This is a genomic window from Spirochaetota bacterium, assembly GCA_034190085.1.
Classification (GTDB): domain Bacteria; phylum Spirochaetota; class UBA4802; order UBA4802; family JAFGDQ01; genus JAXHTS01.
In genome coordinates this window covers 19,197-46,020 of the sequence record JAXHTS010000005.1, presented here as the reverse complement: position 1 = coordinate 46,020, position 26,824 = coordinate 19,197, and the positions used below count along the sequence as shown (strand labels likewise).

The window sequence follows — 26,824 nt, the reverse complement described above, 5'->3', positions numbered from 1 at the left end:
GGATATCCCCTAGGTCGGGAAGGATATCCCCTAGGTCGGGAAGGATATCCCCTAGGTCGGGAAGGATATCCCCTAGGTCGGGAAGGATATCCCCTAGGTCGGGAAGGATATCCCCTAGGTCGGGAAGGATATCCCCTAGGTCAGGAAGGATATTACCTAGGTCAGGAAGAATATTACCTAGGTCAGGAAGGATATTACCTAGGTCAGAATGAATATTACCTAGGTAAGAATGATTATTATCAGAGTCAGAAGAATAATTTAATAAGAATTGCCCTGTTTTTCCTTATTTTTTTTGATGATCCCTTTGCGATCTCATCATCATGGGGCAATTATTTATTTCAAACTTTGTTAGCAACTACCCGGGTAAGGTTCATAATACTCCTGGCACAGGGTTTTGGGTAAGTATTTATAGAAAGGCATTATTATTTGGATTAAACAATTGTAATATTACAGCAGAAAATGAAAAGAAAGTTATTATTTTTAACAAGATTAACAAATTGGCTGTCCTGGGCTTGATGGAATTATTATTATCTTAGCAGATCACATTATGCTCAAATTCGTTTATATTTTAAAGCTGCCGGACTTAAAGTTGGTATTCTTGTTAACTTTGCTAAGGAGAGTGCAGATTTTAGAAGAATAGAAATTGATCAAATATCTCCAAATCACTTTAATCCCCACATCTACTTGTTTTACACAAAAAGATGTGGGCAGAAGTCAGATGAATGCAGGGGAATGACATTAGCTGGGTAGTCGCGCGCATCTTAAGAGTCACAGAAACAGAAAGTAAACGCAGCATTGACCAATATTTTAATTGTCCCCGTCTCAAATTCATTGAGTTTTTTCGTTAGGCGAGTTATTATTCAGGTAGAATGATGCAATTAAGTAGGAACATCCTTATGGACAGAATAGCGGATGAATTGGGGACGGATCTGACAATGGGGCAGACTATATAGTGTCTTCGAACTTTTGGCTTTTTCATGCTTTTCCAGCATTTTTATCATTGCATTCAAATCAACATAGAATGATCTACATCATGTGCAGTGGAAGTTGGCAGAATGCCTGCTAGTCACCAGAATTACACTCCTTTTCCTTTATATAAATCATTTTTGTTGATATAATTTTGTACAGGATCAGGTGCCATCCCTGCAATAGATTTATCAGATTTTATTCGTAATCTAATTTCAGTAGAAGAGATGGCCAAAAGTGGCACTTCTATTATTGTAATGAAAGGTTTAAAAATATCCGGAATTTTATTTCCAATCTCTATTTCATCATACCCAGGTCTTGTTGCAGCAATAAAATTACATATTCCAGGATATGTCCTCGCTTTATCCCAGTTAATAATAGCAAGAATCACATCAATGCCGCTAATAAAATAGATTTCCTTATCATCTCCATAATTTTTTTTAAATCTTCTTATGGTATCACCCGTGTAGGTTGGGCATCCACTCTCAATATCTATTTTAGATGATTCGAAATATGGCCTATCCCTTATTGCCAGCTCAACCATGGATAAGCGGTGATGTGAAGAAGACAAATCATTTATTGATTTATGAGGAGGGCAATGAGATATTACAAAGAAAACCATATTCAAATCCATCCTTTCTCTGGCGAATTCAGCCACTTGCAGATGGCCAAAATGGATAGGATCAAAAGAGCCTCCCATAATCCCAAACTTATTATTTCTTGCTTTCATATTTATTAATATTTCTTGAAGTAATTAAATTTTAGCATGTCTAGAACATAATCGTATTATAGAACATTTAACCTGCGATTGATCATTTATGGCCACAAGTGTCTCCTCTCCTATCATTTCAAACCTCTAGGTTTACTAAGGCTTGAGTTTCTGAATCTTCTATAAGGGTGAATAATATTTGACTTTATTGAATATAATACTAATATGTCAATCCAAACTATGTGAATAATGCCTCGCCTGTGATTGTATTAAACATATAAAAATCATTAATTAATATTTCAAGTGTGATCAAGTCATCGTGATAAATTGATATGTAGGCTCGCTATGTATGTCATTTATTTATCCTTAAGGTTGCTACATTTTCATTGCCATTAGATGAATTCCCTGAATAAGGCGGGATTTCATTTGTATTTCACTTTGCATATATTACACTGAAATTTTAGTTAATGTTTATATGAGAAAACATTAGATGAATGTGTTCATTATTAACAATTACGTTTGTGATAAGAATAATATTGGCAGCAATATCCAGCTAAACTATCAAAAGGGAGTAGAATATGGGCACTAAGATTAATTCTAGAGTTTTTCATAAGATAAGCTATGGACTCTATATAATAGCTTCTCAAAAAGGAGAGAAAGTTAACGGGCAAATTTGTAATACTGTTATTCAGGTTACAAGCTCGCCGCCTATGGTCGCTGTTGCAATAAATAAACAGAATTTCACACATGAATGCATCTCTAATAGCGATTCTTTTTCAATTTCTATACTCAGTCAGGATGCCCCATTATCGCTTATTGGAAATTTCGGTTTTAAATGCGGTAGAGACTATGATAAATGTAAGGACATTAACTATCGTAAAGGATCAATGGGAACCCCCATAATAATAGAACATGCATTGGGATATCTTGAATTAAAATTGGTCCAGCGTATGGATGTAGGAACTCACACAATTTTTGTGGGGGAGGTGATTGAAGCGGAATTGATTGAAGATGGCGAACCAATGACCTATTCGTATTATCATCAAATTAAGAGGGGGAAAACGCCGGAATCTGCTCCAACATTTATTAAAGATGAGAAGAAAGATGAAAAGCATAAAGAAAATAATATCAGTTACAGATGTACGGTATGCGGATATGTTTATGAGCCTGGGAAAGGCGATCCTGAGAGTGGTGTTGCCCCAGGAACCTCTTTTGCTGATCTTCCAGCAGATTGGGTATGCCCTATATGCGGGGCAGGCAAGGATAAATTTGAAAAATTATAGATTCTACAGAATTGATACAATCAATTGGAGTGAATTTCAGTAGGGAAGGGGGATAAATAAAACATCCTAATATTTAGGCTTTCCAATCACAAAAATGATCTGTTAGATTAATCTGTTAAAAATAGCCTACGAGTATGTTAGATTATAGATGAATTTTGATAATAGAGGAGGATGCGAATGGTTATGGAAAGGCATAGGGTTAGTGCTGATAGATTGCGCTGGCAGTGTGATCCTGATCAGTTACATTTTACTTGTACAGAGGAATTGCCTTCTTTAGAGGAATTTATTGGGCAAAGTAGGGCTATTGAGGCCATACGATTTGGTTTGGAAATGAATCGATCCGGTTACAATATCTATGTTGCTGGCTTGACAGGGACTGGCAAGACAACAGCGGTTCAGGAGCATATAAAGAGGCTCATAAATGAACGACAGGATAGTGAAGAGTCATATCATCCGGATGATTGGTGTTATGTCTATAACTTTGATGATCCTGATCAACCACAGATATTGAAACTTCCTCAGGGGATGGGTAAAACTTTTTCAAATCAGATGTCAACATTATTGCTGAGGCTTAAGGAGGAGTTGGGGAAGGCATTCTCTAGTGAGGAATATGGAGCGGCGAGGGGCAGGATTGTTGAGGAAGGCCAGAATGAGGAGAGACAAATTTTAGATCAACTAGAGAAGAGTGCCCAATCCGAGGGTTTTCTGTTGCAGATAACACCCACTGGGCCATTGTTGATTCCAATGACTGTTAGTGGAACCATGTCTCGAACCGATTACCTTTCGTTACCCGAAGAGCAGAGAAAGGTTTTGGATGAGAAGCGTGATAATCTAATGAAACAGATGGGAGCGAGTTTTGACAGGTTTAGAGAATCGGAAAAAAACATGCAGGACCGATTGCGAGAATTGGACCGCAATATTGGAGAAAATACAATCCATTCAATATTTCATGAATTGCTGAACGATTTTAGGCATTATTATGGTATGGATCGCTATTTAAAAGGCTTGCAAGCCTATACATTGGAATATTTAGGCATATTCAAACAACAGGAGGCGCCGGCTCAGGCCTACCCTGGTATGCCAAATGCTCCAATTTTTGGTGAAAAGGACCCCTTCCTTCCTTTTAAGATCAATTTGTTCGTGGATAACAGCGAAACAGTAGGCCCGCCTGTGATAGTGGAGAGCAATCCCACCTATATTAACCTTTTTGCAAAGGTTGAAATGCGATTTTCCTTTGGGGGTTACTTGAGTGATCACACAATGATAAAGGCTGGCTCGCTAAGTAGAGCTAATGGCGGTTATTTGCTTCTGAATATTAGGGATGTGCTTATGAGGGTAGGAGTATGGGAAGCCTTAAAGCGAGCCATAAGAATAAAAGAGGTACGGGTTGAAAATCCCTACGAGCAATTTGGTTTCATCGCTCCTGTAGGGATGAGGCCTGAACCGATGCCAGTTAATGTTAAGATAATTCTTATTGGTGATAACTATATTTATCATATGCTGTCTGAATATGATGAAGAGTTTTGGGAATTGTTTCGTGTGAAGGCGGAGTTCGACTCACAGGTTGACCGCTCTCCAGATAATATGCAAGCTTATGCATGTTTTATTGCTAATTGTTGCAAGGAGGAAAAACTTCTCCCTTTTGACTCCTCAGGGGTTGCTAAGATGCTTGAGTATGCAGCTCGGATGGTGGCTGATCAACAAAAGCTTTCCTCAAGATTCGGGCAATTGAAGGAGTTGCTTTTGGAATCTGATTACTGGGCTGTCAAAGCTGGGGTGTCATTGATTTCTGCTGAGCATGTGCAAAGGGCGTTTGATGAAAAGATATTCAGACATAATCTTATCGATGAGAGGATGCGTGAACATATTGATGATGGCACGGTTATGATTGATGTTGAGGGTTTTGAGGTTGGGCATGTAAATGGGCTTAGCGTATATAATATGGGCGATATTATGTTTGGTCGTCCATCAAGGATTTCTGCCAAAACCTTCATGGGGCGTAGCGGTGTGATAAATATTGAACGCGAATCGGAGCTTAGCGGTAGAATACACAATAAGGGTGTTATGATATTGAGCGGATATCTCGGATGGAAATATGCGCAGGAGAAACCTCTCTCCCTTTCGGCAAGCCTTTGTTTTGAGCAGTCCTATCAGGGGATAGAGGGGGATAGCGCTTCCTCTACAGAGCTATATGCAATACTCTCTAGCCTTTCAGGAGTGCCATTGAAGCAGGGGATCGCTGTTACCGGATCAGTGAATCAAACTGGCGAGGTTCAGCCGATCGGTGGGGTCAATTACAAAATTGAGGGATTCTATAAGGTATGCAAGGCAAGAGGGCTTACAGGGGAACAGGGTGTCATGATACCTCACACAAATATACGCAATCTGATGCTGCATGAGGAGATCGTGGATGCTGTATCTAAAGGCATGTTCCATATCTATGCAGTTAAGACCATTGATGAGGGGATTGAAGTTTTAACAGATATTGAGGCTGGGGAGAGAAGGGAGGACAACACCTATCCTGAGGGCAGCATAAATTATTTAGTGAACAAACGGTTAAAAGAGATCGCAGATGGATTAAAATCATATTCATCAGGGGATGAGGAGAAATAGATTACATTTTTTGCAACAATGATCTAATAAATGGAATAATGAAAGCTGAAGAACGTCAGGAGTTACTGATTAAACTGCTGGAGTCGCTCAATCAATCAGGCGAAAAGAATGATACAATTAGAGATATCCTTTTGTTGATAAAAAAATATACGGGATTTCAAGCTGTAGGCATACGTTTAAGGGAGGGAGAAGACTATCCATATTATGAAACATCCGGATTTACAGAGGAATTTGTTGAGGCTGAAAGAAATCTCTGCGTTTATACAGGTGAGGATGAATTAGTACGCGACTTTGATGGATTCCCAGTTCTTGAATGCCTGTGTGGTAATATAATCAGGAATAGAATGGATTATAATATGAAATATATTGCCAAAGGCAGTAGTCTTTGGATAAACGACTCAACCGAGTTTATGGCTTCAATTTCACATAGAGACAGCTTGGCCTATTTCAGGGGTCGCTGCTTTAGCGAGGGATATGAATCTGTAGCTCTGATTCCCCTTTCATCGGATGGAGATATAATTGGACTCCTTCAATTGAATGACAGGCGTAAAAATATGTTTACCTGCGATATGATACAATATTTTGAGGGAATTGGGGCCAGCATCGGGATTGCCATGAATCGGAAGCTCGCTGAGGAGAGTCTTCAAAAGTCGGAGTATGAACACAGAGATCTTTATAATTATGCACCAAACGCATATTTTACAGTTGGAATAGATGGCGTTATTCGCAGATGCAACAAGAAGGCAGGAGAAATCTTGGGTTTTGATGTAATGGATATAACCGGTAAATCTGTTTTTTCGCTATATGCTGACACATTACACGGTAAGGTTAAAGCATCTAATATCTTCGAACGATTTCGGGCAGGTGAGAGGATAACCGATGAAGAGTTGCAGATGCAGAGGTCGGATGGAACCCCGGTGTGGATTAGTCTCACCAATAATCCTGTGATGGATGAGTATGGAAGGGTTGTTGAAAGCCGTTCAATGGTTGTGGATATTACCAATCACAAGGAAGCCAAGGAGGCGTTAGAGAAGAGTGAGGAGAGATATAAACTTGCTCAGCGGGCTGCCAATATAGGCAGTTGGGACTGGGATATCACAACCGGTAATCTTGAGTGGTCCGAGACAATAGAGCCGATGTTTGGTTTTAAGCGCGGAGAGTTCGGATCAACCTATGAGGCATTTTTAGAGTGTGTGCACCCATGTGACAGAGAGAATGTAATTGATTCGGTCAACGCATGTATAGAATTTGATGAAGAGTACTCAATTGAGCATCGCATCATATGGCCGGACGGCACAATTCGCTGGATTTCCGAAAATGGTGATGTTGTGCGTGATAAGGATGGAAACGCAATTCGAATGCTTGGCATAGTTCAAGATATTACAAAGCGAAAGGAGGCGGATGATGTTTTAAAAAAGTATCAAGACATGCTAGATGAGACTGTAAAGGAACGCACTACTGAGCTTAGAAGGGTTAATGAGCAACTTCACAGGGAGATAGCTGAACGCAAGCTGGCTGAAGTGGAGAAGAGTAAGGCTTACGCTGAATTAAATCAAATATTTAATACAATTACTATTGGAGTGGTTTCTATTGATAGAGAATTCAATTATATTAATTTTAATAAAAAATTTATTAAGATGTTTCATCTTGATAGAAATAACATAAGAAAAACAAAATGTTTTGATGTTTGGAATGAAAGCAGATGCAAGACAAGTAATTGTCCAATGGAAAGGGTATTAAATGGCGAAAGGGATGTTGAATATGAAATTAGCAAGTTATTGCCGGATGGTAATGTAATAAAATGTCTTGTTCATTCCGTGCCATATATCTCAAAGGAAGAGGAGATATATGGCATTATTCAATATTATATTGATGTTACAGAAAAGGAGCAGATTCAAAGGGAGGTATTACAGATAAGTGAACAGGAAAGGCATAGAATCGGGAATGATCTGCATGACATCCTGGGACAAAATTTAACTGCCATTGCGTTTTTAGTGGAAGCGCTAAGACAAAAGGTGCCTGAAAAATTATTCATAGATGTTTCGGATAATATAGAGAAGATTGACAGGCTTATTGGAAGCGCGATTGTGCAAACAAGGAAAATTACAAGAATGCTTTGTCCCGTTGAGATGGAGAGAAGGGGTTTAAAGTCAGCCCTTGAAGAGATGGCTGCTTCTACAGAAGAGATATTTAACGTATCATGTAAGTTATTACAGAAGGGTTATTTTATTGTTGATGACATTCAAATAGCAACACATCTATTTTATATTGCTCGAGAAGCAGTGAATAATGCAATAAAGCATGGAAAGCCTAAAAATATTTATATTTATTTATCTTCGGACGAATTATATACCAGTATGATCATTCGGGATGATGGAAAGGGTATCACTGATACAAAAGTAGATTCAGGAATGGGATTAAGAATAATGCGATATAGGGCGAATATAATTGGTGCAGAATTTTATACTGGCAATCACGAGGATGGTGGATATCAGCTTGAGATTCGGTTGAAAAGGTGACATATCCAATAAAGAATTCTTTATACTGTATAGTTCTCAATAAAAAATAATGTCTTTTTATCCCCACATAAATTTTATTTCGGTTTAAACCAATCTATTTTATCTCCTATTTCAAATTGTATATGCTAATGAATTTCTGGTATGATTTTATAATGAATATTGTTAATAATAAATAGTGTTTTCCAGGGATTGACAATAAATGATTAATTTATTATTAATTTATAAAAAAAAGCTGATCAGCAAGTTAATTTGCTGATTAAATTTCATTTTGAGGAGAATAAAATGAACCAAGAATTACCTCAACTTATCGATGAATCGATAAAACTGGAAGAAAATGTGGCCAATCTTTATCTGTATTTATACAAACAATTTCCAGAAGATTCGGATTTTTGGTGGGAAATGCAATTGGAAGAAAAAAAGCATGCTACTCTCATAAGGGATAGCAAAGACCCTCTCTTATCTCAAGATATCTTTCCATCTGAATTATTAAGTTCATCATTGGAAACCCTAATTGGAGTGAACAACAAATTGATTTCACTAATGAATGACTTCAACGAAAATCCCCCTTCAAGAGAAGCGGCATTTAATGCTGCCCTCGAAGTTGAAAGGTCAGCAGGGGAGATTCACTTCAATAATGCTATGGATAAAACATCATCCTCAGGAGTAATGAAAGTCTTTCAAGAATTGACTGATGATGATAAGGATCATGTTAATAGGATTCTATACTATATGAAGGATAAAGGGATAGGCTAATATAATTATTGATTTATGAGTACAAAAAAAAAGAATAATGTAAACATTGTGTTAGTTGATGATCATCCAATTATCAGGGAGGGAATAAAGCAGGTAGTTGAGAAGGCTGATGATCTAAAGGTATGCGGCGGGGCTTCAGATGCAAGTGAGGCAATGGTCCTAATCAATAAACATAAGCCTGACATTGTGATTGTGGATATCTCTCTTGGAGGTAGTATAAATGGCATTGATCTAGTAAGATCCATACGAGAGAGATTCCCGGAGGTGTATACTCTTATGCTCTCTATGCATGAAGAATCGCTTTATGCTGAGCGTGCCATAAGGGCTGGAGCAAGGGGTTACATCATGAAGGAGGTGGCGCCCAAAAATATAATTGACGCTATACGGACTGTTCTGAAAGGCGATCTATACATAAGTGATATCCTCTCAAAAAAGATTATTGACAAGCTTATTCATGGATCCGTTGATACAGATGGGCTGTCCATTGATACACTGACGGATAGGGAGTTTGAAATCTTTCAACTAATCGGTAATGGATTCAGCACAAAGGAAATAGCAAAGAAATTGAATCTAAGCATTTATACAGTTGAGAGTCACAGAAGAAATATTCGAACTAAGATGAAGCTGAATAATTCTGCTGAGTTGACTAAACACGCCATTCAATGGATCATTATGCAAGAAAAGTAAACCGAACTATTAATGAACCTAAAGTGTTAAGGCTTTGATGATCTGCTTATAGTCTTTTCCCATGTGGCAGTGTGAATAAATCCTCTGAGAATTCAGTGCATATCAGTGTCAATGTTGGTTAGTACAACTGATAGATTATTTCATTTGGTTTCATTATTATACTAAAATTATGCAACGCTGTTTCATTAAAAAGCAATAATAATCGATCTTCAGTTTTATATTTTATCCTAATCGTTTAATTAACGATTTTAATATGCCTATTAATCGTTGTGGGTATGGGCCCTTCATAAATACTGAGGGAGAGAAGAATTTACGCTGATAGAGAACCGCCTTTTTGTGGGAGAACTCAACAAAACCGTCAAATCCATGGTAACTTCCGGTCCCACTTGATCCTACGCCTCCAAAGGGCATATTCATATGTGCAAGATGCAGCATAGTGTCATTCACACATGCACCTCCAGATATGCTTTGCTTTATCATCCTATCTATTCTTTTCTTCCTGTTGTCGAAATAGTATAATGCAAGAGGTCTTTCTCTGTTTTTGACATATTGTAGAGCCTCCTCAAGAGTCTCATAGGTTTTTAGTGGTATAACCGGCCCGAATATTTCCTCCTGCATCACCTTCATGTCGTCAGTTACATTAGTAATTATGGTCGTTGGGATGATGCATTTGCCCTTTGGGAGGCTATCGTTATTGGGATTTACCTGGATAATATTTGCCCCTTTCTGCTTTGCGTCATCAATAAGACCTTGAATACGTTTGAAGTGACGATCATTTATAATACAGGTGATATCTTCGTTATTGGCTAATGAAGGATAGCGCTTTGCTGCTGCCTTGGAATACTCGTTAATGAAATCCTGTTCTTTGCTTTTGGGCAGCATAATGTAATCTGGCGCAACACAGGTTTGTCCAGCATTAATTGATTTACCCATCATAATTCTTGTGACTACCTTCTTAATCGGATAATCTTCGCTTATTATGGTTGGCGATTTGCCTCCCATTTCAAGTGTGACTGGTGTCAGGTTTTTTGCAGCAGCCATCATCACCTTGCGACCAACTTCTGTGTTGCCTGTATATATAAGATGATCAAAGGGCAGTTCGGAGAAGGCGATTGCTGCATTCACATCCCCTGTGATAACAGTTATATATTCCTCATCAAAGTGTTTAGCTATCATTTTTTGAATAACCTCTGAGGTCCTTGGGGTGACATCGGATGGTTTTATCATGGCATGATTGCCAGCGCTCAGAACTCCAATTAGGGGAGAGAATACTAGGAATGCCGGGTAGTTCCATGCTCCCATTATGCCAACAACACCCTTGGGTTGATAAAGGATACGCCCGGTGGCTGGCATTACAGCTATGCTCATAGGAGCCTTTTTATGTTTCATCCAGCCCTTGAGCTTTGCCTTCGTTATGCGTATCTCTGCCATGGAGGCCAGCACCTCTGTAATTATGGTTTCATGGTGAGAGCGATGACCGAAGTCAGCCTGTATAGCGGAAACCAATTCCTCTGAGAATTCCCCCAACGATTTGTTCAAACGCATCAATGCATCAACCCTTTCCTTATAGGTTCGAATATCATTTGTGTTGAATGCTGCCTTTTGTCGCTCAAGAATATGCATATATGGATTAGCAGCAGCCGACTTGCCAGCTCTCTTAGTTGGTGCTTTTTTTGATCCAGAATCAACAGTTTTTGTTTTATTCATGTGTTTTTAACATCCTTTTCATTATTGTTATAATTTTCTAATATTATTAACTTTATATACATGCATTTGTGTAGATAAATTAGAATATAATTCTTCGATGAATTGTCCAGATGTCTAATTAAATTAATTTCTAATGATGTATCCTAATTGAATTGTGCATATAAAAAAAGGAATTCAATTTAGGTTACATTCCAATTATCGATAAACAAAATGGGGGAAGGAGTACATGGCGCATGTTATAATTGTATCCCCAGAATGCATATCTGATACAATCATTAGAACATGAATGAAAAGTGGTTATATATCCTAACTTTATATTGAATCACATCTTAAGATGCAAGTAAAAATAATCAACAAATATTTTTTCTTTCTATATCTTTTATTTGCACCTCAATCAGTTATCGGTTAACTATGTTTCTATCAACCACATGTGTGGATAAACTGCTTCTTGTGGACTAGCGAATTAACAAATTTTGTTAATAGATATTAATAATAATTTACTAATAGAAATATACGAATTTTGCTATTTAAAAATAACAATTAATCTGAATTGACATTTCATTTAAGATACTATACTTTTGTAAAAAACTTAGGCCTCCAGTTTCATATTATATATGTCGTTACATTTGAGGGAAGTATATCATTCCTAAACATAATTTATGAGAATGCGATTATTGATGAATTTTGTTAACTATTAATTGATTTTTAATATTTTACAATTAGTTCATAAGTGGAGTAATAAAATCATATTACTTTAGGATAATGTTGATAACAATATGCAATTTATAGGATATGAAAAGCATAGAGGAGGAATCAATTGAATATGAATTCGTTACAACCAAGAGAGCCACAGGCTAATTTGAAAAGTTACGAAGATGTATACGATAAGTTTCAATGGTCAGATGTTGAAAGGGATTTTACTTGGTATAACACCGGTAAGGTGAATATAGCCTATGAGGCTATTGATAAGCATACCGAGAATTGGCGCAAGAACAAGGTGGCTCTCTATTATATAGATGATTTTAGGGAAGAAAAATATACCTTTATGGAACTTAAGTATCTTTCAAACCGATTTGCCAATGTGTTAAGATCTATAGGCATTAAGAAGGGTGATAGGGTTTTTGTTTTTATGCCTCGATCTCCGGAACTTTACATTACCTTTCTGGGCATAGCTAAGATTGGAGCTGTGGTAGGGCCATTATTCGAAGCATTTATGGAGGAGGCAGTTAGGGATCGATTGGCTGATAGTGAGGCAGTGGCAATTATTACTACACCAGAGATGAAACATAGAATACCAAATCGGGATTTGCCATTTCTGAAACATATAATCTTGGTTGGAGTTGAGGATAGATTGGAATCTGGAGAGATTAGCTATGAATTAGAGATGGAGAAGGCATCTGAGAAGGCTGAGATAGAATGGTTAGGATTGGAGGATCCTTTAATCCTGCACTACACCTCCGGGTCTACTGGCAAGCCCAAAGGTGTTCTTCATGTTCAGAACGCAATGATAGGGCAATATCAGACAGCTAAGTGGGTGTTGGATCTGAGGGATGAAGATATCTTTTGGTGTACTGCGGATCCTGGTTGGATAACTGGAACAGCTTATGGAATCTATGGACCCTGGCTCAATGGCGCAACAAGCCTCATCAGGGGGGGGCGATTCAGCGTTGATAGATGGTACTCTACAATAGAGAAATATAAAGTATCTATATGGTATAGCGCTCCGACTGCCTTTAGATTGTTCATGGCAGCTGGGGATGAAGAAGTTTCGAAATATAATCTTGAAACATTGAGATTGATTTTCAGTGTAGGAGAACCATTAAATCCAGAGGTGATTCGTTGGGGATTAAAGGCTTTTAATCAATCCATTCATGACACATGGTGGATGACTGAGACTGGGATGCAGATTATAGTCAATTTCCCGAGCATGCCTGTAAGGCCTGGTTCAATGGGAAAGCCCTTCCCAGGTGTTGAGGCAGCAATTTTAGATGATAAGGGCAACAGGTTGCCCCCAAACAGTATAGGCAATCTTGCAATTAAGGCAGGCTGGCCATCAATGATGAGAAAGATATGGAAAAATGAGGAAAAGTATAAGCAATATTTCTCTTTTAATGGGTGGTATATCTCTGGTGATTCAGCCTACCAGGATGCGGATGGTTATTTTTGGTTTCAGGGTAGGGTGGATGATGTTATTAAGACTTCTGGAGAGCGTGTTGGTCCCTTTGAGGTGGAGAGCAAGCTACTTGAACATCCCGCAGTTGCAGAGGCAGGTGTAATTGGGAAACCAGATGCGCTAAGAGGACAGATAATTAAGGCATTTATCTCTCTTAATAAAGGATATTCGCCTTCAGATGAATTAAAAGGGGAGATATCACAGTTTGTTAAGAAAGAATTAGCTGCGCATGCAGCGCCTAGAGAGATAGACTTTCGCGATTCATTACCTAAGACCAGGAGCGGAAAGATAATGAGAAGAGTCCTTAAGGCTTGGGAGTTAGGCTTGCCTACTGGTGATCTATCCACAATGGAGGAGTAATATGCCCAAATACATGATAATACATCAGAAAGATCCAAAGTTTGTATCGCACCATATTAATAATTTTTGTAAAACATGCGCAAGGGAAAAGGAAGCTAGCTGGATGAGGGTAAATTACAACTTGAAGGAGGGCAAAATATATTGTTTGTGGGAGGCTTCTGATCGAGAAACCCTAATCAATATCTTAAATAAACATCACCTGCCATCCGAAGAAGTCGTGGAGGTTGATGAGATGACACCTGACGAGTGTTATTGGGATATTCATGGAGATATGGAGGATTAGAAAGTAGCTTATCCCATTATGAGCATTGGATTTAATATATTATTTTGAGGAGGAATGAAGAATGGATTTTAAAGGAAGTAAAACAGAAAAGAATTTATTAATCTCTTTTGCTGGGGAGTCTCAGGCCAGGAATCGATACACCTACTTCGCTTCGCAAGCAAAAAAAGAGGGTTATGAACAGATAGCTGCGATATTTAATGAGACCGCTGATAATGAGAAAGAACATGCAAAGCGGTTTTTTAAATTATTAAAGGGTGGAGATGTCGAGATTACTGCTGCTTATCCTGCAGGAGTTATTGGTGATACTGCCTCAAATTTAAAGGCTGCGGCGGCTGGTGAACATCATGAATGGACAGAGATGTATACTGGATTTGCTGATGTGGCTGATGAGGAGGGATTTAAGGATATTGCCATACAGTTTCGGTCAATTGCTAGAGTTGAGGAGCAGCATGAGAAGAGGTATCTTGCCCTGCTTAAAAATCTTGAGGAGGGGAAGGTATTTAAGAAGGATTTCACTGCAAAATGGAAGTGTCGAAATTGTGGGTATGTTCATGAGGGAGAAGGTGCGCCGAATAGATGCCCGGCATGTGATCATGAACAGGCCTACTTTGAACTGCATGTAGAAAATTATTAAATGTAAAATTGAGAATTAAATCATGGAAGGGAACATTGTAAAAAAAAGTATTTTAATACTTATGAGTTGTTCAATAATTGCTCTAAGTAGAACTGCTATAATAAGCCAGGATAAATGTATTGATTGTCACAAGAAGGTTAACCCGCAGCGTGTAATAGACTGGGAGAGTAGCAAGCATAGCGAAAGTGGTATCACATGTTTTTCATGTCATGGTTCAGAGCATAAGTCGAATAATGATATTGATTTAGTCGAGATGCCGCATGAAGAAACATGCGGAGAGTGTCATGAAAGGCAGTTCGATCAGTTCATAAAAGGTAAACATAATCTGGGATGGTCATCGATGATGGCTATGCCCGTGACACATATGGAGCCTGAAATTCTCATGATAGGTGGTAAGGGTTGCGGTGGCTGCCATAATATGGGTATGAAGACTGAGAAGCAGAGAGAGGAACTTCGCAAAAAGGGATATAAATATCGAACCAATTCTTGCGATGAATGCCATACTAGACACACCTTTTCGAAAAAGGAGGCTCAGGATCCAAAGGCTTGTCAGATATGCCATATGGGATTTGATCATCCTCAGTGGGAGATGTATGAAAGCTCTAAGCATGGAGAGAGGTACGCAATGAAGGAAATAGGGCGTTTGCCTAAGCAAGCATCCGCTCCGACATGTCAGAATTGCCATTTGCCTGAAGGCACTCATACAAACAAGGTGGGCTGGGGATTTTTTGCTGTCAGACTTCCCATGCCTAAGGACAAGCAATGGGCAAAGGACAGGGCTACCATTCTTAAGGCCCTTGGTGTTCTTGATCCAAATGGCACACCTACTGGTAGATTGGATCTAGTTAAGAAATTAGATTTTGCTAGGCTAACTGAAGAAGACTGGAGAAGGGAGCGGGAGAAGATGGTTAAGATCTGTTCTAACTGTCATTCTGAAAGATACGCTCGGGGTGAATTACAGAAGGGAGATCAGATGATCAAGGAGTCTGATCGCCTGATGGCTGAAGCGATTGATGTTGTGGCAAAGCTTTATACACAGGGAATTATAAAAAAGCCAAAGCATTATTCCTACGCATATCCTGATTTTATGTATTTTTATCAAACAGGCGGTTCATATATTGAGCAGGTTCTGTTTACCATGTTCATGAAACACAGAATGCGAACATATCAGGGAGTATTTCACGCAAATCCTGATTATGCTTATTGGTATGGATACGCTGCGATGGTAAAAGATCTCGATTATATAAAGGAGATTGCTTCTACTTTACGACTTAAAGCAAAAAGTAAAAGAAAATGATTATTAATTTTTAAGGAGGATAACCTATGTCTGAAGAAGTAAAAATTTACACAACTCCAACCTGTCCTCATTGCCGCACAGCGAAAGAGTATCTTTCTAAAAAGGGAATAAAATTTATAGCTTACGATGTTACGCAGGATAAGGATGCATTAAAGGAGATGATTGATATCTCTGGTGCGAGATCTGTGCCTGTTGTTTCAGCATGCGGAGAGGTTATGGTTGGATTTGATCCACAGAAAATTGATCAGATGTTGAATTGTATTGAAAACAGATCAGATGTGTAAATTTGTAAATATTAAACATTTGATTATAATGGATTTTATTTAATTTTAAAAAATGATAAGAGAGAGAGATCATGTTAAAAAAGCTTGTTTGTTCAGAGGAAAAAATTAAAAATCTTTATCCAGTTGATGTATGGGACATTCTGCGGGGAGATAGTAGGGATGAATACATTATACTTGATGTAAGAACGCCGCCAGAATATGAGGAGGGACATATTCCTGGATCTCGGTTTATTCCTTTAAATGAGTTGGATCAAAGGTATTCAGAGTTAGAGAGACTGAAGAAGATTATAGTATATTGTCGTTCAGGAAAGAGAAGCATGGGAGGGGCTATATTGCTCTGTAACCTCGGATTGCAAAATATTCACAATATGATTGGAGGAGTAAGTAATTGGCCCTATGAGCTAGTGAAGGGACCTCCTGATGAAGCCAGGGAGTTTTTTAAGGATGTAAATGATATTAAGGAACTTTTTTTGTTTGCTCTTCAGATGGAGAAGAGCAGTCAGGAATTCTACCTTAAAGTTATGCAAAAAATTGAGGATATGGAGACAAAGGATTTAATGGAGAAGCTTTCTAAGATGGAGAGTAAGCATTTAGAGATGATTTATACTCAATTAAAGGAAGTATGGCCAGATGCTCCTTCTGTTCAGGATATAAAGGAATCAGAATTTATGGAGGGGGGCATATCCCTACCATATTCCCTTCTAAAGTTTGATGAGGAGTCAATAACAAGTAGGATGGAGGCTCTTGAATTAGCCCTGGAGATGGAATGCAAGGCCTTTGATCTTTATCATACAATGGCTACTAAAGTAGAGCCATCACTTATAACATTTTTCCAGAGTCTTGCATTGCAGGAGAGAATTCATATAGATCAACTCTCTCGTATTCTCTAACGAGGTTGATTGAAATATCCATGTAGTAAAAGAATTATTCCAAAAGGGGTACTGAAGATGTATGTTCAGCAAATAACAAGTGATTTAGAGAGTGTAAATCAATAAACCGAAAAGGAGTAGATGTATGGCTGAAGAGATTCCTCTTGGTTGTGCTCGTCCAACTGGTGCATCCATTGGTGATAGTGGAACAATGGAGACAGAAAGCAGTAATGATATTATAAAGAAGGAGGAGAGACCAATGATTAAGGTAGGGCATAAAGCCCCTGATTTTACAGCACCGGCATATCATAAGGGCGAATTTATCAATGTAAAACTTTCTGATTATTTGGGTAAATGGATTCTCTTATGTTTTTATCCGGGAGATTTTACCTTTGTTTGAGCAACAGAGATATCGGCAGTTGCTGATAAGAATAGCGAATTTGAGAAACTTGGAGTTCATGTACTCTCAATGAGCGTTGATAGCATGTTTGTTCATAAGATGTGGAATGATTATGAGTTGTCAAAGATGGTTGATGAAGGCGTCCCCTTTCCGATGCTTTCTGATGGTGGAGGTAGAGTTGGGAGGGTATATGGAGTTTATGATGAAGATGCTGGTGTTGAAAACCGGGGTAGATTTATTATAGATCCTGACGGTGTTGTACAGGGATATGAGGTGTTAACACCGCCTGTTGGAAGGAATGTTGAAGAGACATTTCGCCAAGTACAGGCATTTCAGCATGTTCGTGCAAGTAAAGGGACTGAGGCAACACCTTCAGGTTGGAAACCAGGTGGTCAAACCTTAAAACCTGGGCCAGATTTGGTAGGTAATGTATGGAAGGAATGGAAGCCTTAAGTAGAATATAGTAATCAGATAAACTAATTCGTAAGAGGGTACAAAAATATGGGAGTAAAAGAACTGTTACATAAAGCATACACAGGTGAGGCTAAGGCTGTGCTTCGGTTGAAGGTCTTTGCTGATAAAGCAGAGGAAGAAGGTTATCCTCAGATAGCAAAACTCTTTCGTGTAATTTCTTTCTCTGAGGAGATACATGGCACTCGTTCGCTGAAAATGCTTAAAGAGATTAAGAGCACTGAGGAAAATCTTGCATCAAGCTTCGAGTCAGAGACTCAGGTGGCAGAAGTTGCATATAGTGAATTTCTCAAAGAGGCTGAGAAGGAAGATAACAACCAAGCAGCCCTGCTGTTCAGTCAATCCAGAGATGTTGAACAAACTCATTCTAAGCTGTATAAAAAGGCTATGGGACATATGGCTGCGGAAAGCGAGACCACATATTATGTCTGTAAGGTATGTGGATATGTTGCGGATGCAATTTTACCGGATGAATGTCCTGTTTGCAGCGCAAAGAAGGAGCAATTTGTGGAGTTTTAATATATTATTTTGTCTATATTTTATAATAATTGGGGAATAATGGATAATAAGTCCCCGAAAAAATATTAGGAGGAGACAAATGGCAGAGAGATATGAGGTTTACAAGTGTGAGGCGTGTGGTAACATAATTGAAGTTTTACATGGAGGGAAGGGCGAGCTTGTCTGCTGTGGTGAGCCTATGAAACTATTTAAGGAGAATACTGTTGATGCTGCAAAGGAAAAGCATGTCCCAGTTGTTGAAAATACTGATCATGGTGTAAAGGTTAAGGTGGGAGATGTTCCTCATCCAATGGAAGAGAAACATTATATCGAATGGATTGAAACCATACAAAAAGATGGGAAGATCGATAGAATATACTTAAAACCAGGCGAGGCACCTGAAGCTTCCTTCTGTTGCGTAGAGAGTGGTTCAATATATAGAGAATATTGCAACCTTCATGGATTATGGAAGGGATAGTGATATGATGAATAAAAAGATATTAGATGCTTTGAATGAACAGCTTAATGCTGAACTCTACTCATCTTATCTATATCTTGCGATGTGCGCTTATTTTAAATCTATCAATTTAGATGGTTTTGCAAATTGGATGAGAGTTCAGGCACAGGAGGAACTTGTTCATGCAATGAAGTTCTTTGATTATATTAACAATAGAGGCGGTCGAGTAACGTTTGCTTTAATAGAGAAACCTCCATTGGAATGGGGTTCGCCTCTTGATGCATTTGAAGATGCTTATAGACATGAGCAAAAGGTTACAGGATTGATTCATGACATCGTTGATCTTTCCCAAACAGAGAAGGATTATTCCACATTTAACTTTCTACAATGGTTTGTATCAGAACAGGTTGAGGAAGAGGCCTCAGCGGATATGGTGGTGCAGATGCTAAAATTGATTGGTGATCAGGGGAATGGACTCTTTATAGTAGATCGAGAATTGGCCCAACGTGTGTTTACACAACCCAATGAGACAGCAGATGGAGGAATAAGATGATAGTCAATTTTAGCCCTGATGAGATTCTAAAGATTGCAGAGCAGATGGAGCGAAATGGAAATAGCTTTTATAGCAGTGCGGCTAAATCAAGCACAAGACAAATAACCCGTGATCTGTTGAATAGGCTTGCAGATATGGAGGTGGAGCATGAAAAGGTGTTCGCCGGGATGAGGAATAAGTTGTTAAGTCTAGGAGAATCTACATCTGTATACGATCCTGAGGATCATGCAATCTTATACTTGCAAGCATGGGCTGATGGTCAGGTTTTTGATGAGAAGGGTAATTTAACGGAGCAACTTATAGGAAATATTGATATTGAAGAAATTCTTCAAACAGCCATTGGTTTGGAAAAGGATTCTATTTTGTTTTATATTGGTATGAAAGAGATGATTACTGAGGAGCGTGGGCGTAGTGAGATTGATGTGATTATAAATGAAGAGATGAAGCATATTGCCCTTCTTAGCTCAGAACTAAGATCATTGAGGTCCTGAATTACATAGTGATCTGAAAAAAAAGTACATAATTATTCGGTATGTTATGATTCAGTAGTTATAAATGTGTATTAAAAGCCTGGAAGAGTGAGGGGAAAAATATGGAGAGGAGTTATTTGAATATTATGATAGGTGGGCATGCTGGGCAAGGTCTGGTTACCATCGGGCAGGTTCTTTCTAAAGCGTTGGTGCGAAATGGCTATTCAATAGTTGTGACTCAGAGTTATCAATCAAGAATCAGGGGTGGTCATAACACTTTTGTCATTCGGGCTAGCACTAGTGAGATCAGCGCTCCTCAGGAGACTTTAGACATTCTTGTGGCCTTGGATGCAGACACTGTTACTGGTCATCGTGAAGAGCTATCATCTGATGGTATTGTCATCGCTGATAAGGATTTAAAGATTAGTAATATCAATTCACTAAATATTCCCTATGGAGAGTTAGCTCCGGATAAACTCTTCAATGTTGTAGCTCTGGGTTCAATAGCTTCAGTTATAGGTCTTAGCGAAAAGTCGGTTGCACAAGCATTGGATGATCATTTTGAAAAAAAAGATGAGAGCACAATTAAAGAAAATAGGAGGGTATTGATTGATACCTTTTTATGGGTAGAGAAGAATTATTCAAGTATTCATAAACTAGCCACAATAGAAAATCCTCAAAGTCGCATAATGATAAATGGCAACGAGGCTATAGCGCTTGGAGCATTACAAGCGGGAGTTAAATTTTGTTCTTTTTATCCGATGACGCCAGCAACCTCTATTGCTTTAAATCTCGCACATGATGCTAGGGAAATGGGTTTGATAGTTGAGCAAGCAGAGGATGAGATAGCTGCGATCAATATGGCAATTGGTGCATTCTATGCTGGTGCTCCAAGCGTCGTGACTACCTCCGGCGGAGGATTTGCGCTCATGGTAGAGGGAGTGAGCCTATCTGCAATGACAGAAACGCCAATAGTAATTGTTGTAGCTCAGCGTCCTGGGCCTGCGACAGGCCTCCCTACACGGACAGAACAGGCAGATTTGGAGTTTGTGCTTCATGCCGGTCATGGTGAGTTTCCTATAGCTATACTTGCCCCTGGCAGCATTGAGGAGTGTTTTCATCTTACTCGAAGAGCTTTTGATTTGGCTCTAAGATATCAAGGCCCAATGTTTATTCTGACTGATCAGTATCTCGCCGATTCGTATCGTGCGGTAAAACCCCTTGATCTAGATAATCTATCTCAAATTCAGCCTACTTTGAAAGCTGAATCAGTATCATCTTTTTATTATAGATATGCCATTACTGAAAGCGGGGTTTCTCCTCGTTTAATTCCTGGTATGACAGAGAATCTAGTTGTAGTTGATAGCGATGAACATACTGTAGATGGTCATATAACGGAGGATCTTTCAATACGGAAAGAGATGGTGGAAAAACGACTGAAAAAAGGTGAGGGAATAAAAAAAGAGGTTATACCTCCAGAGATGGATGGAGACGATAATCCGGATATATTATTGATATCATGGGGTTCAACCAAGGGAGCTGTAAAGGAGGCTTCTGAAATAATAAGGTCTAATGGAATAAGGACAAGCACCCTTCACTTCTCCCAAGTATGGCCCCTTGTTTCACAGAAATTTCTAGGTTATCTGGAAAGAGCAAAGAGGGTTGTTTGTGTGGAGTCCAATGCTACAGGACAATTTGCGCGTTTAATTCGACGTGAAACCGGATTTGAGATCGAGAACAGAGTCCTTCGATTTGACGGACTCCCAATTACACCGGACTATATCATAGGAGAAGTTAACTGTTAACTAAAGCCTACTGTGAGGGAATAAAATGGTAACGATTGAGGATTATGGTAATTATGAGACAGCTTGGTGTCCGGGCTGTGGCAATTTTTCTATTTTAAAGGCAGTTAAACAGGCCTTGGTTGATAAACAATTGAAGCCACATCAGATTCTATTTGTTTCTGGTATAGGTCAGGCGGCTAAGTTGCCGCATTATTTGAATGCCAATGTGTTTAATGGTCTCCATGGACGGTCGCTACCTGTGGCAACAGGCGCAAAGACTGCCAATTCAGATTTGACAGTAATTGTTGAGAGTGGCGATGGATGTAACTATGGAGAAGGGGGGAATCATTTTTTAGCTGCAATACGCCGTAATATTGATATTACGCTCCTAGTTCATAATAATCAGGTGTATGGTCTAACAAAGGGTCAGGCAAGCCCTACATCTGGTGAAGGTTTTGTTACTAAAGCTCAGCCAGAGGGAGTAACATCCTCTCCCTTTAATCCCATTGCAGTAGCAGTAACTTTGCGTGCTGGCTTTGTCGCACGTGCTTTTTCAGGCATGATTGATCATTTAACTGAGCTAATCAGTAGGGCAATATCACATCGAGGTTTTTCACTTATTGATATACTACAGCCCTGTGTCTCATTTAATAGAATCAATACATTTTCTTGGTATAAGCAAAGATGTTATTCCCTGCCTGATGAATATAATCCTACAGATTGGGAGGAAGCAAATAAGATCGCTTCACAATGGGGGGATCGTATCCCCATTGGCCTTATTTATAAGAATAACAGGCCAAGTTTTGAAGATCATTTTGATGTGTTGAATCAAGGTCCTCTAATAAAACAGAAAGTTGATGGATCTAAGTTAAAGAGTATCATGGAGAGATATGGATGATGCGTATTTTAGTAATAAATTTGTAAGCACTTGCCTAATTATTGATTAGGTTGTGTGGGTAAGACTATTACTACATTTGCATGAACTATAGGTTTAGGATTATTATTTATTGTACTTAATATTTTTATATTGCTTCTTCAAAATGGGAATGGAGCAATATATAAGACTATAGCTTGGGGATTACTATAAATTACCGAAGCAATGAGATATTGCCGTAGCCAATACTGATATATGTTTTCTGTTTTCGTAGGTTTAAACATATTATAATCTGCTTTAATAATATGGTTCCTGAGGGAAGTTATTTTGGAGAAATTTGGGATACCAAAAAGTAAGTGATAATTATTAATTAACTTCATGTGAGCATAATGATAGTTAAAGATATGATTACAAAATTTTCAATTGACCATCCAAAAGTTATAGTTTGGTTGATGGCTATTATCACTTTATTTTTTATTCTAATCACAACTCTTCCTGCAATATGGCCAAATACATTTTTCTTTTTAAGCTCTCTCAAGATTGATACAGATCCTGAAAATATGCTTCCTGAAGATGAGGCAGTACGCGTATTCCATCATAAAATGAAGATTGAGATGTCGCTAAACGATATTGTTGTATTGGGTGTTGTTAATGAAACTCATCCTGACGGGGTTTTTAATCCCCACTCGCTTACTAAAATATTTGAACTGACTGAATATGCAAAAACACTACGCTGGCAGGATGAGGATAACCCAGATAAAAAGATAGGTGTTGTATTAGAAGATATTATCTCACCGTCAACAGTAGATAATATCCAACAGGTAGGAGTGGGAACAGTTCGATTTGAATGGCTCATGTCGTCTCCGCCTAAAACCCAAGATGAAGCACTTGCCATTCGAGACAAAGCGCGTCGCATTTCATTTTTAAACGGAACGCTTATTTCAGAGGATGGCAAGGCAATATGCATCTATCTCCCAATAACCTCTAAAGATTTGAGCAACCGAATTTATATAAGGTTAAAAGAAGAGATATCAAAATATAGAGGGGATGAGAAGTATTTTATTACTGGTCTACCTGTAGCAGAGGACACCTTTGGCGTGGAGATGTTTCAGCAGATGGCAATCTCCGCACCTCTTGCCATGGTTGTAATATTCATTCTAATGTTTATTTTTTTTAGAAAACTTGGTTTTATAATATCTCCCATGATAGTGGCTATGGTTTCAGCTATCTGTACTATGGGGCTTTTAATCTCAACAGGAAATACCATACATATTATGAGCTCTATGATCCCCATTTTCATTGTGCCAATAGCTGTTCTTGATGCTGTACATATCCTTTCTGAATTTTTTGATAGATATAACGATTCAGAAGATAGAAGGGATATTGTTGTTCATGTCATGGATGAACTCTTTAAGCCGATGTTATATACATCTCTTACAACCTCCATAGGATTTGCTTCCCTATCTTTAACGCCTATCCCTCCTGTTCAGATATTTGGAATTTTTGTAGCAATGGGTGTAATAATTGCATGGTTCTTAACAATTACTTTTGTGCCATCGTACCTAATACTGCTCTCAAATAAATCATTAGAGAGATTTGGGAGTGCCAGAAGAGATTATTCGGACCAAAGATCTCCCTTATCTTTCATTCTAAAACTTACTTCAAAGCTATCATTCAATAATGCCAAGCTCGTACTTGTATTAGCATTTATAATGGTGCTTGTTGCTATTTATGGAATAAGCCGAATCAACATAAATGATAATCCCATAAAGTGGTTTGCTCCAAGTCATCCAATCAGAGAAGCTGATAAAGTTTTAAACAGTCATTTCGGCGGCACCTATATGGCTTATTTAGCTTTGGAGGCAAAAGATCATGAGATTCCTTTAAGCTCTTATCAAGAGACATTTTATTCCAATCTTGCTAAGAGAGAGAAGGAACTTCAGGACTGGGTGCCTGGTGTTTTAAAGGTTTTTGAAGACATAAGAAAAAAGATACCAGAAATTCAAGTTAATATTTCATCAAAATCCAATCTTTTATCTAAACTTGAAACTTATGCATCATCAAAGAGAGATAAAGCTGAAAACAGTGAATTAGAAGCCTGGGATGAGTTTTTTGTTTTTTTAGAAGATGAGCGACGTGGAGTTGAGATATTTAAAGAGCCAGAAGCTCTTAAATTTATTGATAAATTGCAAAAATATCTTATAAAAACTGAGGTGGTTGGCAAAAGCAATTCTTTAGTTGATATTGTTAAAACCGTATATAGGGAACTCGTTTCTGGGAAGGAAAAGGATTTCAGGATTCCAGATTCTTCAAAAGGTGTGGCTCAATGTTTAATCACATATCAAGGCAGCCATAGACCACAGGACCTTTTCCATTTTGTAACGCCCGACTATAAAAAGACAATAATCTGGACACAACTTAAAAGCGGTGATAACAGGGATATGAATAGGGTAATTGATAGTGTAAACCAATTCTTTGCTGAAAATGATATTCCCTTTTCTATTGAGCATAAATGGTTTGGTCTAACTTATATCAATGTTATATGGCAAAAGGAGATGGTTTATGGCATGCTTCAGGCTTTCTGGGGTAGTTTTTTGTTTGTGTTTCTAATAATGACTATTTTATTCCGATCTGCTTTATGGGGTATTGTGTGCATGCTGCCCCTTACTGTTACAATTGGTTTGATCTACGGCATTATTGGGCTTCTTGGGAAAGACTATGATATGCCTGTAGCTATACTCTCTTCTTTAAGTTTGGGGCTTGCTGTAGACTATTCAATCCACTTCCTTTCCCGAAGCCGCAGTTTTTATGAGAAATTATTATCCTGGGATAAAACTATTGAACCGTTATTTAATGAGCCTGCAAGGGCTATTTCAAGGAATGTAATAGTGATTGGTATGGGCTTTTTACCACTGTTATTTGCCAATCTTGTCCCATATCAGACAGTGGGAACCTTTATAGCTGCTATACTTCTTTTTGCAGGCATAATAACACTTTTTATTCTTCCGTCTATTATAAAGGTTCTGGAAAATTTTATGTTTCCAAACACCCAAGCTTGTTCTTTCTTTTGCAACTGTTCAACATGCATAATTTCCGGAGTTGCAGTTGTTTTTCTTTTAATAATAAATATTCGTCAGTTCCTTGATGTCGGTTGGTCAACTCTTTCATGGATCAGCGCCATAGTTATTTTAATTTTTGCAATTAATTGCTTTGTTCTTGGCAGAAGGGATAAATGTAAAACAGACACTTTTTATGAAAGAAGGGGAGGTGAATTACAGCAATGAAGAGAAAGATTAATATTATTGGTTTGGCGCTTCCTGTATTTTTCTATCTATTTATACCGGTTAACCTGCAGGCAGAGAAAGGAAAATCTGTTGATGAAATAGTAAACAATACGAACAAGACCTCTTACTATCAGGGCAAAGATGGACGCGCCATGGTTAACATGACTATCATTGATAGCCAGGGTAGAAAACGAATTCGCAGATTTACAATTTTACGAAGTGATGAACCACCCTCTAAGGATAAGACAATTAAGGCAGACAGTTATTGTAAAGATCAGTGGTTTTATGTCTATTTTCATTATCCTGCTGATGTAAAGAAGATGTCATTCTTAGTATGGAAACATGTAGATAAGGATGATGACCGATGGATTTATCTTCCTGCATTAGATCTGGTAAAGAGAATATCTTCAACTGAAAAGCGTACAAGCTTTGTAGGTTCCCATTTCTTTTACGAGGATGTTTCGGGAAGGAATATTGATGAAAATAGGCATGAGCTTATAAAGACTACAGAGAATTATTATGTATTAAAGAATACGCCCAAAAAGCCGGAAACAGTCGAATTTTCTTATTATAATATGTGGATTCACAAAGAGAAGTTCATTCCAGTCAAGGTGGAATATTTCGATAAAAATTCTGAAAAGTATAGAGAATATGAGGCTCTTAAGGTAGAGAAGATAAATGGCTACCATACTGTAACGCAGGCGAAAATGAAAGACCTGCGTAATAATGGAGAAACGATAATCAAATATAATAAAGTTAAATATAATATTAATCTCCCGAAAGAGGTTTTTACTGAGCGTTCCTTAAGACGCCCTCCATACAAATATTTAAAGGGTAGATAGTAAGTTTTCAATAAGTGGTAGGTTATCCCCACCGCTGGGGGGATAAACCACACT

23 protein-coding genes are annotated in these 26,824 nt (G+C 38.3%); 21 read left to right on the top strand and 2 right to left on the bottom strand.

Annotated elements, in window-relative coordinates:
• Positions 1–402 (top strand): hypothetical protein (locus tag SVZ03_01095; protein MDY6932800.1); only part of this gene is annotated, 402 nt, incomplete at its 5' end.
• Positions 403–1,075: 673 nt separating this feature from the next.
• Here SVZ03_01095 and nadD read toward each other — a convergent pair.
• On the bottom strand, positions 1,076–1,696 hold the full coding sequence (nadD, locus tag SVZ03_01090) for a nicotinate-nucleotide adenylyltransferase (protein ID MDY6932799.1): 621 nt from the start codon (positions 1,694–1,696) through the stop codon (positions 1,076–1,078).
• A 557-nt stretch (positions 1,697–2,253) separates the two neighbouring features.
• Here nadD and SVZ03_01085 point away from each other — a divergent pair.
• From SVZ03_01085 to SVZ03_01065, 5 genes are all read left to right on the top strand, one after another.
• Positions 2,254–2,958 (top strand): flavin reductase, encoded by a 705-nt coding sequence (locus tag SVZ03_01085; GenBank protein ID MDY6932798.1) that lies wholly within the window; start codon positions 2,254–2,256, stop codon positions 2,956–2,958.
• A gap of 177 nt (positions 2,959–3,135) precedes the next feature.
• Positions 3,136–5,571 (top strand): AAA family ATPase, encoded by a 2,436-nt coding sequence (locus SVZ03_01080; GenBank protein ID MDY6932797.1) that lies wholly within the window; start codon positions 3,136–3,138, stop codon positions 5,569–5,571.
• A 38-nt stretch (positions 5,572–5,609) separates the two neighbouring features.
• Positions 5,610–8,090, top strand: a complete 2,481-nt coding sequence (locus SVZ03_01075) for a PAS domain S-box protein (protein ID MDY6932796.1) — start codon at positions 5,610–5,612, stop codon at positions 8,088–8,090.
• 282 nt (positions 8,091–8,372) lie between these two features.
• Positions 8,373–8,843 (top strand): rubrerythrin family protein, encoded by a 471-nt coding sequence (locus SVZ03_01070; GenBank protein MDY6932795.1) that lies wholly within the window; start codon positions 8,373–8,375, stop codon positions 8,841–8,843.
• Between the two features lie 15 nt (positions 8,844–8,858).
• Positions 8,859–9,530 (top strand): response regulator transcription factor, encoded by a 672-nt coding sequence (locus SVZ03_01065; protein ID MDY6932794.1) that lies wholly within the window; start codon positions 8,859–8,861, stop codon positions 9,528–9,530.
• A 222-nt stretch (positions 9,531–9,752) separates the two neighbouring features.
• On the opposite strand, the gene SVZ03_01060 is transcribed toward SVZ03_01065, so the two are convergent.
• On the bottom strand, positions 9,753–11,237 hold the full coding sequence (locus SVZ03_01060) for a coniferyl aldehyde dehydrogenase (GenBank protein MDY6932793.1): 1,485 nt from the start codon (positions 11,235–11,237) through the stop codon (positions 9,753–9,755).
• An 823-nt stretch (positions 11,238–12,060) separates the two neighbouring features.
• Between SVZ03_01060 and acsA the strand changes: the two genes are divergently transcribed.
• The 15 genes from acsA (at position 12,061) to SVZ03_00985 (ending at position 26,770) form a co-directional block, all read left to right on the top strand.
• Entirely contained in the window at positions 12,061–13,770 is a 1,710-nt protein-coding gene (gene acsA / locus SVZ03_01055; protein ID MDY6932792.1) for an acetate--CoA ligase, read from the top strand.
• Position 13,771: 1 nt separating this feature from the next.
• The gene (locus SVZ03_01050) at positions 13,772–14,053 is read left to right on the top strand and encodes a DUF4242 domain-containing protein (protein ID MDY6932791.1); all 282 of its coding nucleotides are present in this window, start codon (positions 13,772–13,774) and stop codon (positions 14,051–14,053) included.
• Between the two features lie 61 nt (positions 14,054–14,114).
• Complete coding sequence (locus SVZ03_01045; protein MDY6932790.1) at positions 14,115–14,687, top strand: rubrerythrin family protein; 573 nt, start codon at positions 14,115–14,117, stop codon at positions 14,685–14,687.
• Positions 14,688–14,709: 22 nt separating this feature from the next.
• Positions 14,710–15,984, top strand: a complete 1,275-nt coding sequence (locus tag SVZ03_01040; GenBank protein ID MDY6932789.1) for a multiheme c-type cytochrome — start codon at positions 14,710–14,712, stop codon at positions 15,982–15,984.
• 26 nt (positions 15,985–16,010) lie between these two features.
• The gene (locus tag SVZ03_01035) at positions 16,011–16,268 is read left to right on the top strand and encodes a Uxx-star family glutaredoxin-like (seleno)protein (GenBank protein MDY6932788.1); all 258 of its coding nucleotides are present in this window, start codon (positions 16,011–16,013) and stop codon (positions 16,266–16,268) included.
• A gap of 71 nt (positions 16,269–16,339) precedes the next feature.
• On the top strand, positions 16,340–17,158 hold the full coding sequence (locus SVZ03_01030) for a rhodanese-like domain-containing protein (GenBank protein ID MDY6932787.1): 819 nt from the start codon (positions 16,340–16,342) through the stop codon (positions 17,156–17,158).
• Positions 17,159–17,282: 124 nt separating this feature from the next.
• Complete coding sequence (gene prxU / locus SVZ03_01025; GenBank protein ID MDY6932786.1) at positions 17,283–17,990, top strand: thioredoxin-dependent peroxiredoxin; 708 nt, start codon at positions 17,283–17,285, stop codon at positions 17,988–17,990.
• Between the two features lie 48 nt (positions 17,991–18,038).
• Entirely contained in the window at positions 18,039–18,527 is a 489-nt protein-coding gene (locus SVZ03_01020; protein MDY6932785.1) for a rubrerythrin family protein, read from the top strand.
• Between the two features lie 79 nt (positions 18,528–18,606).
• On the top strand, positions 18,607–18,984 hold the full coding sequence (locus tag SVZ03_01015) for a desulfoferrodoxin (GenBank protein ID MDY6932784.1): 378 nt from the start codon (positions 18,607–18,609) through the stop codon (positions 18,982–18,984).
• A 4-nt stretch (positions 18,985–18,988) separates the two neighbouring features.
• On the top strand, positions 18,989–19,516 hold the full coding sequence (locus SVZ03_01010) for a ferritin (protein ID MDY6932783.1): 528 nt from the start codon (positions 18,989–18,991) through the stop codon (positions 19,514–19,516).
• Positions 19,513–20,007 (top strand): ferritin family protein, encoded by a 495-nt coding sequence (locus tag SVZ03_01005; protein ID MDY6932782.1) that lies wholly within the window; start codon positions 19,513–19,515, stop codon positions 20,005–20,007. The genes SVZ03_01010 and SVZ03_01005 overlap by 4 nt, the downstream gene beginning before the upstream one ends.
• A gap of 101 nt (positions 20,008–20,108) precedes the next feature.
• On the top strand, positions 20,109–21,791 hold the full coding sequence (locus SVZ03_01000; protein MDY6932781.1) for a 2-oxoacid:acceptor oxidoreductase subunit alpha: 1,683 nt from the start codon (positions 20,109–20,111) through the stop codon (positions 21,789–21,791).
• Positions 21,792–21,816: 25 nt separating this feature from the next.
• Positions 21,817–22,668, top strand: a complete 852-nt coding sequence (locus tag SVZ03_00995) for a 2-oxoacid:ferredoxin oxidoreductase subunit beta (protein ID MDY6932780.1) — start codon at positions 21,817–21,819, stop codon at positions 22,666–22,668.
• A gap of 365 nt (positions 22,669–23,033) precedes the next feature.
• Positions 23,034–25,928: an MMPL family transporter gene (locus tag SVZ03_00990; protein MDY6932779.1), complete on the top strand. Its 2,895-nt coding sequence runs from the start codon at positions 23,034–23,036 to the stop codon at positions 25,926–25,928.
• Positions 25,925–26,770, top strand: coding sequence for an outer membrane lipoprotein-sorting protein (locus tag SVZ03_00985; protein MDY6932778.1), 846 nt, complete (start codon positions 25,925–25,927; stop codon positions 26,768–26,770). Before SVZ03_00990 ends, SVZ03_00985 begins: the two co-directional genes overlap by 4 nt.
• Positions 26,771–26,824 lie beyond the last annotated feature (54 nt).